We start from the raw sequence: 17,456 nt of genomic DNA, 5'->3' as shown, positions 1-17,456 counted from the left end.
TAACTAACATATTTCCCTTTTTTTCAGTGGGTTATGGATAATTGCATGATTGTAATCACTTTTTTAGTTATCAAGTCCGGTTTGTTGGATGAAATAACTAATGACCGCAGTAAAAAAAACGTTTTAACGCGCAGAATATCCAAAAGCAGTGTTTAGCAATCTAAATAACTGGCTGTAATACAGATAGAGAAAGCTTAAATAAGCGAGGCGGATGTATTTTAGATTGGAGAACAAAGAGCTACAGTGAAAATTATCTGAAGCTTCAATGAGTTTAGATTGAGTCTAAATCCGGTGTATGAAGATTTAAATAACTATGATAGTTGGGGGGCGATGGCTCATTATCAGGGGGTTGTAAACGATGATGCCCGCGAATGGCGGTGGGAGCAAAACCAAAACGTTTACGAAAACGTTCAGCGAAGCGTGATGCGCTTTCGTAACCAACTTGGCTGGCAATTAATGAAATCGGCCAATCTGTCCCTTGCAATAAACGTAAGGCACTGGTCATACGAACATCAATCATCAAATCGCGTAATAATGTATTTTCCGCCGCAAGTTTTCGCCGTAATACCACTTCGCTCATTGCCATATGTTCGGCGACCTCCGATGCTGACCATATTTTGTGGGGGTCAATCGCCAGACAACGGCGTACCTGCTCAGTTAATGAGTGACTTTCATTGAGTGTGAATTTAACCCCTCGCTGAGCTAACCAAAGCAGTAATTCAAGCATACGATGCCTGACGATAGATGGAGGGATATCGCCAATATCTGAGATGGCTTTAAAGGTATTTCCGAAGGTATTAATAAATTCGGGAGCTAAATTACGCACTGGCATCACACTAGGAATGGCCCTAAGGCCAGATGATGCTGGGTGATTGGCAAATGTGGCTATCAAACGAGGATCACAACGAAGCTGATGACTGAAAAATAACCCATCATCAGATAGGCCGTTAACTATATCAATGGTTTGGCCACTACTCACTGCGACTATTTCGCCCGATTGAACTCGACATTCTTGATTATTCCAACGAATAATCTTATGCCCACGGTTAACCATAATGAGCAATGGATGCTCAATATAGACAGAGGAGAGTAGTAGCTCTGTGTGTTGAATAACATGTGCCGAGCTACCCACACCAGGGCAAAAATTAATTGTACGTTCCATCGATATTCATTTCACAATTTTGGCCTGAGAATATCTTTACGCTTTGAATAGCAGACTGGCAACCCATTTTAATAGAAAACTTACAGTAACTGACTATTTTAGCGAAAAGTATTAAATATGAGAATAATAGTCAGTTAGATATGAGTAATTGTTACTGTCAATATAATCCCATGTTAAAAATAATGGTAATTAAAAGTAGTTATCATGATAATCATTTAAGTTGCAAGTTATTGCTTCGCAACAAGTCGATATATTGTGGCCAGGCGAACTGGAGATTATTGTGTTTCGCCTAGCAGCAATGCATGGTCAGGAAATTGACCATAGGTATTATTAACCGCCTGCTGTCGGGTGGATTGCCCGACCAATTCACTTAATGCATCGAGACGCAGTTGTAATAAACGCTTAATCTCTATTTCATTATCCAGAATAGCTTTCAGCTTCTCCCGTAATAGCTCTTGCAGCACCGAAGATGTGCAGGACGAAATAGTCACATTAGCCGTATTTTCAACTGCTTTGAGGTAAGTCATTTCCAGATCAACCAGCGCATCCCATTTTCCCTCAGTCGCCAGCATTAACATTTGCTCACTGAGGGTCAGGATTTGTTGATATTCGGACAAAAGGTGCTGGTGACGTTCCATTAAATGGGGTCCTAATCAGGTTGATAATTGGGGCCGATCTGCCGCCATGCATCTGCTATATTTTCGAGCAGAGCCAAGACTTCATCAATGGCCTGTTCGTCATTATGCAAATTGGCATGCAACAAGCGCCGTGACATATAGTCATACAAGGCTGACAAGTTTTCTGCCAGCTCGCCGCCTTTTTCTATATCGATACCTGCGCTCAGACCATTATTAATAATGTTGATCGCTTTAGATATCTCAGCCCCTTTTGCTGGGATATCACCTTGAGTCATCAGAATTCGTGCACGAACCAGGGCGCTCTGCGCCCCGTCGAATAGCATCACGATCAACTGATGAGGGCTGGCACTCATTACGCCACTTTCCAACCCTACTTGTGCGTAGGTTTGGCTCCCTGATCGGTTATACATACACTATCCTTTATGAACTGAATTGCTGTGTTAAGAAGTTAGCCGTACTGTTTAATGAAGTCATCATTTTATCTAATTGCGTAAACTGTGTTTTATAACGCGCAATAGTGGCAGTGATGCTATCAGTGGTAGCAGTAATTTGTTTATCTAAACTTTTTAATGACTTATTGATACCGTCAGTGGCATTTTTCAGTGAGCCATTAGTTGTATCGAGAGCAGTATTAAGCAAGTTATCAGTTAGGGTAGCAAAACCGGTGGTTTTACCATCGCCGACAAAGAATGCAGTGACACTGTTGGGTTTATCTTTTAATGCAGCATCAAGTTTGTCTGAATTAACGACTAATTTCCCATCAAGATCCTGTGTAATGCCTAAACTGGTGAGAGTTTTAATATCGCCGGATTGAGCCGACCCGATTAGACCTTTCAACTGAGTTTGGATATTACGTAAAGTGCCATCACCAACTAATGCCCCATTACTGGTGGACTGGTCGGCACCGGCTTCAACTGCTGTATATTTCGTTAAAGAAGCAAAGGTGGTTTGCAGCGAGTTATATGCATCAACAAAAGATTGGATTGCCGTTTTAGTCGCTGAGTTATCACGAATGATGTTTAATTGTTCTGGTGCGCCAGCCTTTGTCTCTGATTTTAGATTAATTGTTACGCCTTGAGGCGCATCTGTAATCGTATTGCTTTGACGTACAATGCTGGTGCCGTTGACCGTTAATTCAGCATTCTCTGCGGCGACTTTTTGTGTCATCCCACCACTACCACCGGTAGCACTTGGCGTATAGTTAAGAAAATCATTTAAAGTATCATCGCCAGTCACACTCACCGTCATTTCTGACTGAGTTCCGGTATCTTTAGCTGTTAATGACAAATAATAGGTATTGTCATCGGCTTTCATGATACTGGCGCTGACACTGCCTTCTTGTTTATTAATAGCGTCACGAATATCAGTCAGTGAGGTTTTTCCACTCTCTAACGTGACTTCCAGCGGTTTTTTCTGCCCTGGTTGACTAATAGTAATAGTTCGGCTGGCATTACTATTACCCAACTGCTCGGTTGCGGTTGCGACGTCAGAGGACAACAGTGATTGTGCTTTAGCAATATTAGTGACTTCAATAGTATAAGAGCCCGCAGTGGCTTTGCTGTCTGTGGTTGCACTAAATGCGGTATTACTACCACTAACAGTTGTGGTGTTTATGGTGTCTGCTTTTTTTAATGCTGCGGCTGAAGTTTCTAATTTTGCTAGGGCACTTTGCAGCACACCAAAGGCCGTCAATTTGCCTTTATAGCTGGTTTGCTGTTGTGTTAGTGGGGTTAAACGCCCTTGTTCTGCAGTACTTAACTGATCTAACAAAGACGTTAAATTTAATCCTGAACCGGTGCCCAATGCACTGATACTTGCCATATCTAATCCTTAATTTTCAAGTGTCGTTGCAATGGTTATCGGCTGAGGAGAAAGAAAGTTTACACATAAAAGTAAATTTATAATGGCTGGAATAACAGGGGATAACAGGGGGCTATTTCTGCCATTGAATAGGTAAGTAATATAAGGAGGAATGGCAGAATAATATTATAAATTTTTAAAATTATTTAGTGGAATGACTAAAGGTTCCTTAAAGAGCGCCGATACAAGTTGTGACGGTGATGAAGCCGTGGGCAGTAAGCCCAAACCATAACCCAACAGCATTTAAGGAATAATACTATGGCGGTAATTAACACTAACAGCTTGTCTCTGATGACTCAGAACAACCTGAACAAATCCCAGTCTTCTTTAGGCACCGCCATTGAGCGTTTGTCTTCTGGTCTGCGTATCAACAGTGCGAAAGATGATGCTGCGGGTCAAGCTATTGCTAACCGCTTCACCTCTAACATCAAAGGCCTGACTCAAGCAGCTCGTAACGCTAACGATGGTATCTCTATCGCTCAGACCACTGAAGGTTCACTGAACGAAATCAACAACAACTTGCAACGTGTTCGTGAATTGACCGTTCAAGCGCAAACTGGTTCTAACTCAAGCAGCGATTTGACCTCAATCCAGGACGAAATCAGCCAGCGTTTGAGCGAAATTGACCGTGTGTCTTCACAGACTCAGTTCAACGGCACTAAAGTTCTGGCTGAAAACACCACCATGAACATCCAGGTTGGTGCAAATGATGGCGAAACTATCTCCATCAATTTGCAGAAAATCGATTCACAAAGTCTGGGTCTGGGCAGCTTTAGTGTCAGCGGTGTGACCAACTCACTGACTGCATTGACTTCAACAACTGGTGGTGTAACCACAACTACTGCTATTGATATGAAAGGGGTTGAGGCAGCTGCTGGTAAAGGTGCAACAGTTCACGGTGTTGGTACTGCCGATGCAACTACTGGTGCGTATACTGACTATGTTATCCGTACTAGTGATGGTAAACAGTATCAAGGTGCTGTAGATGCAACTAGTGGCGCAGTCACCTTTAAAGATACTGATATCGCTGGAAAAGCAGCCGGTTTAGCTACAGCTGTTGCTGCTGCTGCTGCTGGTACTCCTGGTGATGCGACTCTTGCTGCTGCAGTTACAACTGCCAAGACTGCTTTTACAACCTCATTAGATGGTAAACAATATACCCCTGCTGGTGCAGCAACGGCTTCACCATTGGAAACTTTGGATAGTGCTATCAAACAAGTTGATGGTTTCCGTAGCCAACTGGGTGCGGTACAAAACCGTTTCGAGTCTGCTGTCACCAACTTGAACAACACCGTAAACAACCTGACTTCTGCTCGTAGCCGTATCGAAGATGCTGACTATGCAACAGAAGTATCTAACATGAGCCGTGCGCAGATTCTGCAACAAGCAGGTACTTCAGTACTGTCTCAGGCAAACCAGGTTCCACAAACTGTGCTGTCTCTGCTGCGTTAATTCCACAGATACACCATAAGTTTTCAAACCCCGCTACGGCGGGGTTTTATCTTGCCTTGTCGAAATAATAAACAGAGCTATTTCGATAAGGACAGTTCAAATCAGGCGCTAATTATCTATTTTTGCTGGTTTTTACTGCAACTTCTCGCTCTGTTTTTTCACTCTAAGCAGTAGATTAACCGTAAAACTCGCAGGCATAAGCCAAATAGCCGCCCTTTTATAGGCCTATTCCGGCGATTGTCTGACTGACCTGACAGGATAATGGTACGACTCTCTTACCCTTAGGTGCCTGTCTAGTGAGCGATCTGTATACCGCCGAAGGCGTGATGGACAAGAATTCCCTCTGGCAACGTTATGTTCCTCTGGTGCGCCATGAGGCATTACGTTTGCAGGTGCGCCTGCCGGCCAGTGTGGAATTGGACGATTTGTTGCAGGCTGGGGGGATTGGTCTGCTGAATGCCGTTGAGCGTTATGACGCTTTACAAGGAACCGCATTTACCACTTATGCGGTACAGCGTATACGTGGCGCCATGTTGGATGAGCTGCGCAGCCGAGATTGGGCTCCGCGCAGTGTTCGGCGTAATGCTCGCGAAGTTGCCAGCGCCATGCAAAAAGTCGAACAGCGGCTTGGGCGACCGGCAACTGAGCAGGAAGTGGCGCAAATTCTTGAAATTGATCTGGCCGAATATCGCCAGATCTTATTAGACACCAATAACAGCCAGCTTTTCTCCTATGACGAATGGCGAGAAGAGCATGGTGAAAGTGTCGAGCCGCTGCTGGAAGGGCATGAAGATGCCAATCCGTTGCAACATTTGTTGGAAGGAAATCTGCGCCAGCGCGTCATTGAAGCGATCGAGGCATTGCCGGAACGTGAGAAAATGGTGTTGACGCTGTATTACCAGGAAGAGCTGAACCTGAAAGAAATCGGCGCTGTACTCGAAGTGGGGGAATCCCGCGTCAGTCAGCTTCATAGCCAGGCGATAAAACGCTTACGCGCCCGCCTGAGTAACGACTCTTAATTCACTTTCGCTCAGTGATATCACAGTGTTTAACTTTATTAATGCAGGTCTTCTCATGCCAGGACTTCAGTTAAAAAAGCGGCCGCTGAGCCGTTATTTAAAAGATTATAAGCACGGCCAAACTCATTGCTCACATTGTCATAAAGAACTCGACCGCATGGCATTGGTTTTTCGCGGACAAATTATTAATAAAGAAGCAATCGCTGGCATGGACCAGCCTATTGACGATCAAGTCTGGTCAAAACTTCAGCATGAATTAACCGCATTATGCCGCTTTTGCAGTGAGATATACTGTAATAGCGCACCGGGTTATTTTGATATTATGGCGTTCAAACAGTATCTATTTGAACAAACTGAGATGAGTCATAGCACTGTTCGTGAATATGTTGTGCGTCTACGTCGATTAGATGAAATGCTGGTTGCCACTAATTACCCAGCAGAAAAATTCGCCAGTGAAACCATGCATCAGCGTATTATCGATGAACTGCCCAATGCCGCACATAACAATTACCGCATTGCTTTGCGTAAATATGATCAATATTTGGCATGGCAAAAAAATTACTAAGGTTAATAGAGCGCATTCCAGCAGTTGAGAAAGCTCTGTGTTTTCAGTGGAATCATTTCTAATATAACGCAAAACTATTCAGTCACACTCTTCCGTGATTCAGCGCCCGGCAAGGTTTCTCCTTCGCCGGGCGTTTCATTTATTCCTCCTATGATATTAATCTCCGACGCTGTTGCTTACCGACATCTATAATAAAATCAGTGATTATTCGTGTTACATCTGATAAATCTATGTAATTGCAGTAACTCATTAATTCCCCGGGGGACCCGTGACGTTTCAACATAAACTGGCGCAATTTCCGCGCCTGGACTTGGTCGGTCATACGACACCATTAGAAAAATTATCTCGACTCTCCGATTACCTGGGACGTGAAATTTATATCAAACGTGATGATGTCACCCCGCTGGCACTAGGTGGTAACAAGTTGCGTAAGCTGGAGTTTTTGGCTGCCGATGCACTGAGGCAGGGGGCCGATACACTGGTAACCGCTGGGGCTATTCAGTCTAATCATGTGCGTCAAACAGCCGCCGTTGCCGCCAAGCTGGGGCTACATTGTGTTGCGTTACTCGAGAATCCTATCGGCACTTCAGCGGAAAATTATCTGACCAATGGCAATCGATTGCTGCTGGATTTGTTTAATGCCGATGTGGTGATGTGTGATGGCTTGCACGACCCCAATCAGCAATTAGCGGAGCTGGCTACTCGAATTGAAGCGCAAGGTTTTCGCCCTTATGTGGTGCCGGTTGGCGGCTCCAATGCCTTAGGTGCATTGGGCTATGTGCAGTGCGCATTGGAAATTGCTGCCCAGTCGGCAGGGAATGTTGCTTTTAGCTCGGTGGTGGTGGCCTCGGGTAGTGCCGGGACTCATGCCGGGTTAGCCGTGGGGTTACAGCAACTGCTACCTGAGGTTGAATTGATCGGCGTGACAGTGTCGCGTAAAGCGGATGAACAACGGCCTAAAGTGGTGGATATTCAGGAAAAACTGGCCGCATCCCTTGGCATTACTGGGCCGCAGGCAGCAATTACCTTGTGGGATGACTATTTCGCTCCGCGCTATGGCGAGCCAAACGAAGAAGGATTGGCCGCGATAGGGCTGCTGGCAAGGTTAGAGGGCATGTTGCTGGATCCTGTTTATACCGGTAAGGCGATGGCGGGTTTACTCGATGGCCTGGAGCAGAAAAAGTTTCGTGATGAGGGGCCGATTCTGTTTATTCACACTGGCGGTGCCCCGGCATTATTTGCATATCATCCACAGGTGTAACCTTTGGTTATTGCTTATTCCATTTATGGCTATCGTTATTATTTTATATTCCTTTATTCCATTAACAGCACTGATAAAGTACTGAATATCAAAAACAAACATGACAGTTGGGGTATGTATGAGCTTTTCAATTGTACGTCGTCGAATGGTTCTGGGTATGGTGGCAGTTGCACTGGCAACCGGCCTTAATGTGAAGTCTTACGCTGCGGCTGACCTGCTCGATCAGGTCAAAGAACGCGGAACTCTGGTGGTCGGCCTGGAAGGGACTTATCCTCCGTTCAGCTTCCAAGGTGAAGATGGCAAACTGACTGGATTCGAAGTGGATTTTGCTAACGCATTGGCTGAACACATGGGTGTTAAGGCAAAAATCACTCCAACTAAATGGGATGGCATGCTGGCCTCACTGGAGTCCAAACGTATTGATGTGGCGATTAACCAAGTCACTATCTCGGAAGAACGTAAGAAAAAGTATGATTTCTCAACCCCTTATACCATCTCTGGTATTCAGGTTTTGACCAAGAAAGGTAATGAAGGCAAGTTCAACAAACCTGAAGATTTGGAAGGTAAAAAAGTCGGCGTCGGCTTGGGCAGTAACTATGAGCAGTGGTTACGTGACAACCTGAAAGGTGTTGATATCCGTACTTATGATGATGACCCAACCAAGTATCAGGATCTTCGCGTTGGCCGTACAGACGCCATTTTAGTTGATCGCTTAGCGGCGTTGGATTTGGTGAAGAAAACCAATGACACCCTTGCCGTTGCTGGCCCAGCGTTTGCTCGTCAGGAGTCAGGCGTGGCATTGCGTAAAAATAACCCTCAGTTGTTAGCGGCAATCAATCAGGCTATTGCTGAGATGCAAAAAGATGGCACATTGGCCAAAATTTCTGAAAAATATTTTGGTGCGGACGTAACTAAATAATGCAAGAAAGTATTCAATTGGTGCTGGATTCAGCACCATTTTTATTGAAAGGTGCTTGGTTTACCCTCCAGCTTAGTCTGGGGGGGATGTTTTTTGGTCTGGCATTAGGTTTTATGTTGGCAATGATGCGGCTATCCCGTTTCTTGCCACTTTCACTGCTCTCGCGTTTTTACGTCTCCATTTTCCGTGGTACGCCATTAATTGCCCAGCTGTTCATGATTTATTATGGTTTACCACAGTTTGGTATTGAGCTGGACCCAATGCCAGCGGCGTTGATTGGCTTATCATTGAATACTGCGGCTTATACCTCCGAGACACTGCGTGCTGCCATTTCATCAATTGAGAAAGGGCAGTGGGAAGCGGCGGCCAGTATCGGGATGACACGCTGGCAGACACTTTATCGGGTGATATTGCCACAAGCCGGGCGCACCGCTTTACCCCCACTGGGTAACAGTTTTATTGGTTTGGTCAAAGATACTTCTCTGGCGGCCACCATTCAGGTGCCTGAGCTGTTCCGCCAGGCGCAATTGGTAACGTCTCGGACACTGGAAGTTTTCACTATGTATCTGGCGGCATCATTGATTTACTGGATCATGGCAACATTGTTGTCAGCATTACAAAATCGCCTGGAAGCACATGTTAATCGTCAGGATCAGGAGTAGCCATGAGTGCCATCGACGTGAAAAAACTGACCAAACAGTTTAAAGGTCAACGGGTACTACATGGTATCGATCTTGAAGTGAATAGTGGCGAAGTGGTGGCGATCATCGGGCCTAGTGGCTCAGGAAAAACCACCTTGCTACGGAGTATCAACCTGCTGGAGATCCCTGACTCGGGGATTATTCGAGTGGGTGATATAGAGATTGACGGCAGTATTCCTATCAGCAGGCAGCAACGTCAGGTGCGCGCACTACGCCAGCAAGTAGGGTTCGTGTTTCAAAGCTTCAATCTGTTTCCGCACCGGTCAGTGCTGGAAAATATCATTGAGGGGCCGGTCATTGTTAAGGGCGAGAAACGCGCTGAGGCTGAAAAGCGGGCGCGGGCGTTGTTGGCAAAAGTTGGGTTAAGTGGCAAGGAAGATGCTTATCCTCGCCGTTTATCTGGTGGTCAGCAGCAACGTGTTGCTATCGCTCGGGCATTGGCAATGCAACCTCAGGTCATTTTGTTTGATGAACCGACTTCTGCGCTAGACCCCGAGCTGGTGGGTGAGGTATTAAATACTATCCGTGCATTGGCTGAAGAAAAACGCACGATGGTCATCGTCACTCATGAAATGAGCTTTGCTCGCGATGTCGCGGATCGGGCTATCTTTATGGACCATGGGCGGATTGTTGAACAAGGGCCAGCGAAAGAATTGTTTGCTCATCCGCAACATGACCGCACTCGGCAGTTCCTGGATAAGTTCCTGAATAATCACTGAGTCGCCAGTGGGTTAATTAGCATAAAGTGTGTTAATGAGCATAAACAGTTGTGTAATGGGGCCGCCAATGGCCCCTGATTTTTTCGGCAGTGCTATAGAAAGGCTTCGAGCTTAAGGCGATGAGCGGTTGTTTTAACTTCTTTCATGCGCCCATGGCCGGGTAATACTTTCTGTTCCACGGTAACCAACCCCGCTTTCTGCAAAATAGCGACATCGCGGGTGACGGCACTGCGATCTCTTTTGAGTAGCGTTGAAAGGGAGGTGATAGAACCGGGATGCTTTTTGACGGCTCGTAGTAGCACGATGCGTGCGGCACTTAATACTCGCACCATTTCCAACGGGTCTTCGAAAGTAATTATATGCTCTTCAGGTAATGTTTGCCCCACATCAGCCAAGGCTGCGAGTTGTTTACCTCGCTTGAAAAATTCATCTTCCGTTGCAGTTTTGATGACTAGCTTGTCCATTAACTTCTCCTTAGTGAAGTCCAATCCTTTTGAAAGCAATCCTCTATTTGTTCAAAGCTGACAAAATTAACCGCTTCAATGGCGCCTAAGTAATGGCGATGATGATACCCATGAGCATTGTCATAACCGATGACCCGACCATTATCACCCCGCGATAAACAGTGATTGATATAGGCTAAATTATAACGGGTAATGGTACCTGACCGGTCGGCCCATATCTCGCGGCGTAATTGACCATTACCGCGCCGGCTAGCAATTTGATGGGTCTCATCAATAATCTTTTTATCAGCCATGAATATAAATATCACCTCTGAAAGTTGCTGTATAGAATATCTTCACTAAGAAGAAAGCTAGGAACACAAGTCGCTCAGTTGTTTGCTTGAATTAATAGTGAGTTAGGCACAGCAAGGTGACAAGAACACGAAGCTAGAGATGCGGAATGTTGCCAGAGAAAAAGAGGATTGTTGCGGTTTTGCACACGACAGTGCGGGATACCTCGAGAAATAAACACTCATTATCGAGCAAATAATAAGGCCCCAAAGGGCCTTATTATGCTAATTAAAAAATTGGAAATACGAAAAGCTAGCCGATGGTCATCAGGCTGGCATTGCCACCCGCTGCCGCAGTATTGACACTGAGTGAGTGCTCAATGAGCAAGCGCTCTAACAGGATATTGGTTTCACCACGGGCAAAACCTTGTACCGAGACAATTGGCCCATCAATTTGCGCTATCTGCTCACACAAGATACGCAATTGGTCGGCATCGCCGTGGTAGATAACCGCATCAAAGCTGACATTAGCCGTTTGCCAATCTTTAGTGAGGGTAATACGCGCTTGCACAACTGGAGGTAATTTGCGGAACAAATCACTTTGCACGGTATTTTCCGACCATAATACCTCACTGCCGGTTGCCAGTACGGCGGCGAGTTGTGTCAGTGCATCGGCCTCGGTATCAGCTAAACATAACACTCGCTCACGAGGTAACAGAGCATAAGTATTACGCTCACCGGTTGGCCCCGGTAACAACCGGACTGTTCCCCCTTGAGCCAACTCACCATAGCGCTGCGCCAATTCAGCGAGCTCGCTGTGTTGCTGCTCTCCAGCCCATGTGATCAGAGCGTGATGGGCGGCTTGCAACATTTCACGGCCAGCGACATTCTGCACTTCTTCACTATGCGGATGTGACAGTGTATTGACCACCGCATCTTCCGGGCGACTGCACAGAAGGCGATACAGATACAGCGGGCCGCCGGCTTTAGGGCCCGTGCCAGATAAACCTTCACCACCAAAAGGCTGTACCCCGACCACTGCACCGACCATATTGCGGTTAACGTAGAGATTTCCGACTTTGGCTTTTTCAGTGATATGGGCGATGGTTTCATCAATACGGGTGTGAATGCCTAACGTCAGGCCATAACCAGAAGCATTGATTTGATCGACCAGTGCACTCAGGTTCTGGCGCTGGAAGCGCACTACGTGCAGCACTGGGCCGAAGATCTCTTTTTGCAGTTCATCAAAACTATCCAACTCTATTAAGGTCGGTTTGATAAAGGTGCCGTGTTGCCACTCTTTCTCATCTTGTTCATTGCTGCGGGCAGCTTGATAAACCTTGCGCCCTTTGGCGCGCATCGCCTGGATATGGCGTTCAATGCCAGCTTTAGCCTCCGCATCAATCACCGGCCCGATATCGGTAGATAGGCGTTCTGGGTTGCCCATCCGGCATTCAGCCATGGCGCCACGTAGCATTTGTAAGGTGTGCTCAGCGACATCATCCTGAATGCAGAGGATGCGTAAAGCGGAACAACGCTGACCTGCGCTGTCAAAGGCCGAAGCAACAACGTCCGTGACCACTTGCTCGGTAAGCGCCGAAGAGTCCACTATCATGGCATTGAGACCACCGGTCTCAGCAATTAATGGGGTTGGGCGGCCCTGAGGATCAAGTCTACCAGCAATGCTGCGCTGTAGAATGCTCGCTACTTCGGTTGAGCCCGTAAACATCACGCCGCGTACTCGCGCATCGTTGACGAGTGTGGCGCCAACACTGTCACCTTGGCCCGGCAACAGTTGCAGTACACCTTGCGGGATACCGGCTTCCAGTAGAATACGAACGGCCTGAGCGGCAACCAGTGGTGTCTGTTCTGCCGGTTTTGCCAACACACTGTTACCGGCAGCTAAAGCAGCAGCAACCTGACCGGTAAAGATGGCGAGTGGGAAGTTCCATGGGCTAATGCAAACCACTGGGCCGAGTGGGCGGTGGCTATCATTAGAAAAGTTATCACGTACCATTCCGGCATAGTAGTGCAGGAAATCAACGGCTTCACGCACTTCTGCAATGGCATTACTGAAGGTTTTACCGGCTTCGCGCACCAGGATACCCATCAGTGTTTGCATCTGATTTTCCATCAGCTCGGCAGCACGCACTAAAATAGCGGCTCGCTCCGCCGGTGGGGTGGCAAACCAAATCGCCCCGGCATTGGCTGCGGCATCCAAAGCACGGCTCACTTCAGCTTCTGTGGCTTCACGAACGTAACCGACGATATCTGTTGGCTCGGCGGGGTTGATAACGGGCAGATCGACACCGCTATCAAGCTCGGCATCAATAATAGGCTCTGCCCGCCACAGTTGACTGGCACTGGTGAGTAATGCGCTGGAGAGTGAGGCCAGACGATGTTCGTTGGCCAAATCTAACCCGCTGGAGTTAGCGCGGTCTTTACCATACAAATCCCGAGGTAATGGGATTCGTGGGTGAGGTAAGCCGAGTTGCCCCTCACTGGCGGCGATAGCCTCCACGGCACTCACCGGATCGGCGACTAATTCATCCAGTGGTAGGGTGGCGTCCGCAATACGGTTAACAAATGAGGTATTTGCCCCGTTTTCCAACAGGCGGCGAACTAAATAGGCCAGCAATGTTTCATGGGTGCCCACCGGTGCATAAATACGGCATGGTCGATTAAGCTTACCCTCGGCAACTTTCCCAACTACCTGCTCATACAGCGGTTCACCCATACCATGCAGACACTGGAATTCATATTGCCCAGGGTAGTAATTCTGCCCAGCAAGATGGTAAATCGCTGATAACGTATGCGCGTTGTGGGTGGCGAATTGCGGGTAAATCAGGTTAGGCACCGCCAGTAATTTTCGTGCGCAAGCCAGATAAGAAACATCGGTATAAACTTTGCGGGTATAAACCGGGTAACCCTCTAAGCCATCCATTTGGGCGCGTTTGATTTCGCTGTCCCAATATGCACCTTTGACCAAGCGGATCATCAGGCGGCGACGGCTGCGCTGCGCCATATCTATTACTGCATCAATGGTGAATGGGCAGCGTTTTTGATAGGCCTGAATAACGAAGCCAATACCATTCCAGCCTGCCAGCTTTGGCTCAAAGCAGAGTTTTTCCAGCAGATCGAGTGAAATTTCCAGACGATCGGCTTCTTCGGCGTCAATATTAATCCCAATATCGTACTGGCGAGCTTGCAGGGTGAGTGACAACAAACGCGGATAAAGCTCATCCATGACTCGCTCATATTGAGCACGGCTGTAACGAGGGTGCAGTGCCGAAAGTTTGATTGAAATCCCCGGCCCTTCATAAATCCCCCGACCATTTGACGCTTTACCAATGGCATGAATTGCCTGTTGGTAAGAGAGCAGATAAGCCTGAGCATCCGCTTCTGTCAGCGCGGCTTCACCCAGCATATCGTAAGAGTAACGGAAACCTTTATCTTCCAGCTTGCGGGCATTAGCCAATGCTTCCGCAATGGTTTCGCCAGTCACAAATTGCTCACCCATCAGGCGCATGGCCATATCCACGCCTTTGCGGATCAGCGGTTCGCCGCCTTTACCAATAATTCGGTTTAAGGAGCTGGAGAGTTTGGCTTCATTGTGAGTCGAAACCAGATGGCCGGTAAACAGCAGGCCCCAGGTCGCTGCATTGACAAACATTGACGGGCTACGGCCCAAATGGGAGTGCCAGTTGCCATTGCTGATTTTATCGCGAATCAGAGCGTCACGAGTGGGTTTATCCGGAATACGCAGCAGGGCTTCTGCCAGACACATCAATGCCACGCCTTCTTGTGAAGAGAGTGAAAACTCTTGCAGCAAGCCTTGGACTATCCCGGCACGACCATTGGCACTCTTTTGATTACGCAGTTTCTCAGCAATGGAGTAAGCCAGTTTATGGGTTGCTTGCGCCTGGTCTGCCGGTAAGCGCGCCTGCTCCAATAGCATGGGAATGGCTTCTGTCTCTGGGCGGCGATAGGCCGCGGTGATAGCGGCTCGGGTAACCGATTGCGGCAGCACCTGCTCGGCAAAATCTAAGAATGGCTGGTGGGCGCTTTCAGTGACTTGCGGCATAATGTCGTCCGCTTCCTGAGAGGTGGCCGCATTTGTTGCAGGAAGCTCCGGTAATTCGCTGTTATTTTCCAGTCGTTCCAAATAGTTAAAAATTGCCTGCTTGATAAGCCAGTGTGGCGTGCGGTCAATACGCTGTGCCGCGGCTTTAATACGGTCACGTGTCGCTTCATCGAGCTTCACGCCCATTGTGGTGCTACCCATGCGGTCTATCTCCTTCCATAAGGGGAGTTATGATTTTATTTCAGACAATATCAAGCATGTTGCAACTTTGTGCAACCTTGTTAATTGAGGTGCGTATTTGAACTGTGAATTCCGTCTTGTTTTTAACAATTATCAAGAATTGGTATTTGCTTAAAATTACGCGTAAGGACGACTAATGCTAATAATAGTAGGGGTTATGGCGGCTTTGCCTTAGGTGTCACTCGTTTTATGATGTCGGGTGTAACTGTCGACATTGCGTAATGTGATGCAGGGTGAATTTCTTGTAAATAATTTGTTTAAATTCTTGTGAGTGAAGAAAGGACTCTACTAGGATAGCAACCGCGAGACAGTGGTTTGCTAGCGAATAGGTGCGCTAGCAATGTATTTAAGGTTAAGCATTCAGCTCTGGTGCAACTTAGTGTCACGTTCCGACCAGCCAGAGAGATAACCATCATTTTGCAACCTATTGGGTATAAAGCATGATGCCGCTTTAAGCGGAAAGAACTAAAAATAGCGAGATATATTAAAACGATAATACGCACTATGGAGACGTTGCATGACCATGAACACACCGATGTTGGTGACTTTTTTAGTTTACATTTTTGGGATGATACTTATCGGCCTTATGGCCTACCGGGCGACCAATAACTTTGATGACTATATTTTGGGTGGGCGAAGTCTAGGCAGTGTGGTGACCGCATTGTCTGCTGGCGCTTCTGATATGAGTGGTTGGCTACTGATGGGGTTGCCGGGGGCGATTTTTCTTTCAGGCATCTCTGAGAGCTGGATTGCGATTGGTTTGACTATTGGTGCTTACCTTAACTGGAAGTTAGTTGCCGGTCGTTTGCGAGTGCATACCGAAGCGAATAATAATGCTCTGACACTGCCGGATTATTTCACCAGCCGCTTTGAAGACAACAGTAAATTGCTGCGGGTGATATCTGCGGTTGTTATCTTGGTTTTCTTCACTATTTATTGTGCTTCAGGGATTGTTGCCGGAGCACGACTGTTCGAAAGCACCTTTGGCATGAGTTATGGCACTGCTCTGTGGGCCGGTGCTGCGGCGACCATCGCATATACCTTTATTGGGGGTTTCCTGGCCGTTAGTTGGACTGACACCGTTCAGGCAACTCTGATGATTTTTGCCCTGATTCTAACTCCGATTATCGTCATTCTGGCGGTCGGGGGCATCGATACTTCAATGATGGTGATTGCGGCGAAAAACCCGGCCAATATTGATATGTTCAAAGGACTGAATCTGGTCGCAATTCTCTCTTTGCTGGGTTGGGGCTTGGGCTATTTTGGTCAGCCACATATTCTGGCGCGTTTTATGGCGGCAGATTCTCATCGTACTATCCGTAGTGCTCGCCGTATCAGCATGACTTGGATGATCTTGTGTCTGGCAGGGACTATCGCGGTAGGCTTCTTTGGCATCGCTTATTTCGAGAACCATCCAGAGCAAGCGGGAAGTGTGACTCAAAATGGCGAGCGAGTGTTTATCGAGCTAGCCAAGTTGCTGTTCAATCCGTGGATTGCCGGCATTCTATTGTCTGCTATTTTGGCGGCAGTAATGAGCACATTAAGCTGCCAGTTACTGGTGTGTTCCAGTGCATTGACGGAAGACCTGTACAAAGCATTCTTGCGTAAAAAAGCCAGCCAGAAGGAGTTGGTGTGGGTAGGGCGCGCCATGGTGTTGCTGGTGGCTCTGATTGCTATCGCCTTGGCGGCGGACCCAGACAACCGCGTGCTTGGCTTAGTGAGCTATGCTTGGGCTGGTTTCGGTGCGGCATTTGGCCCTGTGGTTCTGATTTCAGTGATGTGGCCACGAATGACGCGCAATGGCGCATTGGCGGGGATGCTAATTGGTGCGATTACCGTCATTGTCTGGAAGCAATATGCTTGGTTGGATCTCTATGAAATCATCCCGGGCTTCTTGTTCGCCAGTATCGCCATTGTGGTGGTGAGCTTGCTAGGCCGCACGCCGAGCAATGCAATTACTGAACGTTTCCGTAACGCGGAAGCCGAGTTTAAAACCATTTAATATCGCGGTCATTTTGCCCGTTGCCAGTGTGTCGGTGGTGCTTAGCCACTCTAATCACTCGCTGATAAAAGCTCCCTACCAGATAGGGAGCTTTTTTTTGC

General features: G+C 47.3%; 15 protein-coding genes. 8 read left to right on the top strand and 7 right to left on the bottom strand.

All coding sequences use genetic code 11. From position 1 onward, the window contains the following. Positions 1-271: 271 nt before the first annotated feature. The 4 genes from N0H69_RS16195 to fliD form a co-directional block, all read right to left on the bottom strand. Positions 272-1,162 (bottom strand): helix-turn-helix transcriptional regulator, encoded by an 891-nt coding sequence (locus tag N0H69_RS16195; protein ID WP_050121959.1) that lies wholly within the window; start codon positions 1,160-1,162, stop codon positions 272-274. A gap of 275 nt (positions 1,163-1,437) precedes the next feature. Next, positions 1,438-1,800 carry a flagella biosynthesis regulatory protein FliT gene (fliT, locus tag N0H69_RS16190; protein WP_050106659.1) on the bottom strand — a complete coding sequence of 121 codons (363 nt, stop codon included), beginning with the start codon at positions 1,798-1,800 and terminating at the stop codon, positions 1,438-1,440. A gap of 11 nt (positions 1,801-1,811) precedes the next feature. Next, entirely contained in the window at positions 1,812-2,210 is a 399-nt protein-coding gene (gene fliS / locus N0H69_RS16185) for a flagellar export chaperone FliS (RefSeq protein ID WP_050129682.1), read from the bottom strand. A gap of 10 nt (positions 2,211-2,220) precedes the next feature. Further along, positions 2,221-3,621: a flagellar filament capping protein FliD gene (fliD, locus tag N0H69_RS16180; RefSeq protein ID WP_050145301.1), complete on the bottom strand. Its 1,401-nt coding sequence runs from the start codon at positions 3,619-3,621 to the stop codon at positions 2,221-2,223. Between the two features lie 297 nt (positions 3,622-3,918). On the opposite strand from fliD, the gene N0H69_RS16175 reads away from it, so the two are divergent. The 7 genes from N0H69_RS16175 to tcyN all read left to right on the top strand — a co-directional run bounded on the left by N0H69_RS16175 (position 3,919) and on the right by tcyN (position 10,296). Further along, a complete protein-coding gene (locus N0H69_RS16175; RefSeq protein WP_050151301.1) occupies positions 3,919-5,112 on the top strand; it encodes a flagellin FliC in 1,194 nt (397 codons plus the stop codon). Positions 5,113-5,408: 296 nt separating this feature from the next. Further along, on the top strand, positions 5,409-6,131 hold the full coding sequence (locus tag N0H69_RS16170; RefSeq protein ID WP_050106656.1) for an RNA polymerase sigma factor FliA: 723 nt from the start codon (positions 5,409-5,411) through the stop codon (positions 6,129-6,131). A gap of 55 nt (positions 6,132-6,186) precedes the next feature. Beyond that, positions 6,187-6,696 (top strand): flagella biosynthesis regulatory protein FliZ, encoded by a 510-nt coding sequence (gene fliZ / locus N0H69_RS16165; protein WP_004708222.1) that lies wholly within the window; start codon positions 6,187-6,189, stop codon positions 6,694-6,696. A 268-nt stretch (positions 6,697-6,964) separates the two neighbouring features. After that, positions 6,965-7,957, top strand: a complete 993-nt coding sequence (locus N0H69_RS16160) for a D-cysteine desulfhydrase (protein ID WP_050106655.1) — start codon at positions 6,965-6,967, stop codon at positions 7,955-7,957. Between the two features lie 118 nt (positions 7,958-8,075). Then, complete coding sequence (gene tcyJ, locus N0H69_RS16155) at positions 8,076-8,876, top strand: cystine ABC transporter substrate-binding protein (RefSeq protein WP_050106654.1); 801 nt, start codon at positions 8,076-8,078, stop codon at positions 8,874-8,876. Further along, the gene (gene tcyL, locus N0H69_RS16150) at positions 8,876-9,538 is read left to right on the top strand and encodes a cystine ABC transporter permease (protein ID WP_005160319.1); all 663 of its coding nucleotides are present in this window, start codon (positions 8,876-8,878) and stop codon (positions 9,536-9,538) included. Before tcyJ ends, tcyL begins: the two co-directional genes overlap by 1 nt. Before the next feature lie 2 nt (positions 9,539-9,540). After that, positions 9,541-10,296, top strand: a complete 756-nt coding sequence (gene tcyN, locus N0H69_RS16145) for an L-cystine ABC transporter ATP-binding protein TcyN (RefSeq protein ID WP_050151300.1) — start codon at positions 9,541-9,543, stop codon at positions 10,294-10,296. A gap of 92 nt (positions 10,297-10,388) precedes the next feature. Here tcyN and N0H69_RS16140 read toward each other — a convergent pair whose 3' ends face one another. The 3 genes from N0H69_RS16140 to putA form a co-directional block, all read right to left on the bottom strand. Then, entirely contained in the window at positions 10,389-10,760 is a 372-nt protein-coding gene (locus tag N0H69_RS16140; protein ID WP_050106652.1) for an HVO_A0114 family putative DNA-binding protein, read from the bottom strand. Then, positions 10,760-11,053, bottom strand: a complete 294-nt coding sequence (locus N0H69_RS16135) for a toxin-antitoxin system TumE family protein (protein WP_050121963.1) — start codon at positions 11,051-11,053, stop codon at positions 10,760-10,762. The genes N0H69_RS16140 and N0H69_RS16135 overlap by 1 nt, the downstream gene beginning before the upstream one ends. 289 nt (positions 11,054-11,342) lie before the next feature. Then, positions 11,343-15,314, bottom strand: coding sequence for a trifunctional transcriptional regulator/proline dehydrogenase/L-glutamate gamma-semialdehyde dehydrogenase (gene putA, locus N0H69_RS16130; protein ID WP_050151299.1), 3,972 nt, complete (start codon positions 15,312-15,314; stop codon positions 11,343-11,345). Positions 15,315-15,870: 556 nt separating this feature from the next. Here putA and putP point away from each other — a divergent pair. Next, complete coding sequence (gene putP, locus N0H69_RS16125; RefSeq protein WP_050151297.1) at positions 15,871-17,355, top strand: sodium/proline symporter PutP; 1,485 nt, start codon at positions 15,871-15,873, stop codon at positions 17,353-17,355. Positions 17,356-17,456: the final 101 nt, after the last annotated feature.

The organism is Yersinia alsatica, assembly GCF_025133195.1.
Classification (GTDB): domain Bacteria; phylum Pseudomonadota; class Gammaproteobacteria; order Enterobacterales; family Enterobacteriaceae; genus Yersinia; species Yersinia alsatica.
The sequence above is the reverse complement of the archived record's forward strand: the minus strand, read 5'-3'. Positions and strand labels throughout refer to the sequence as shown.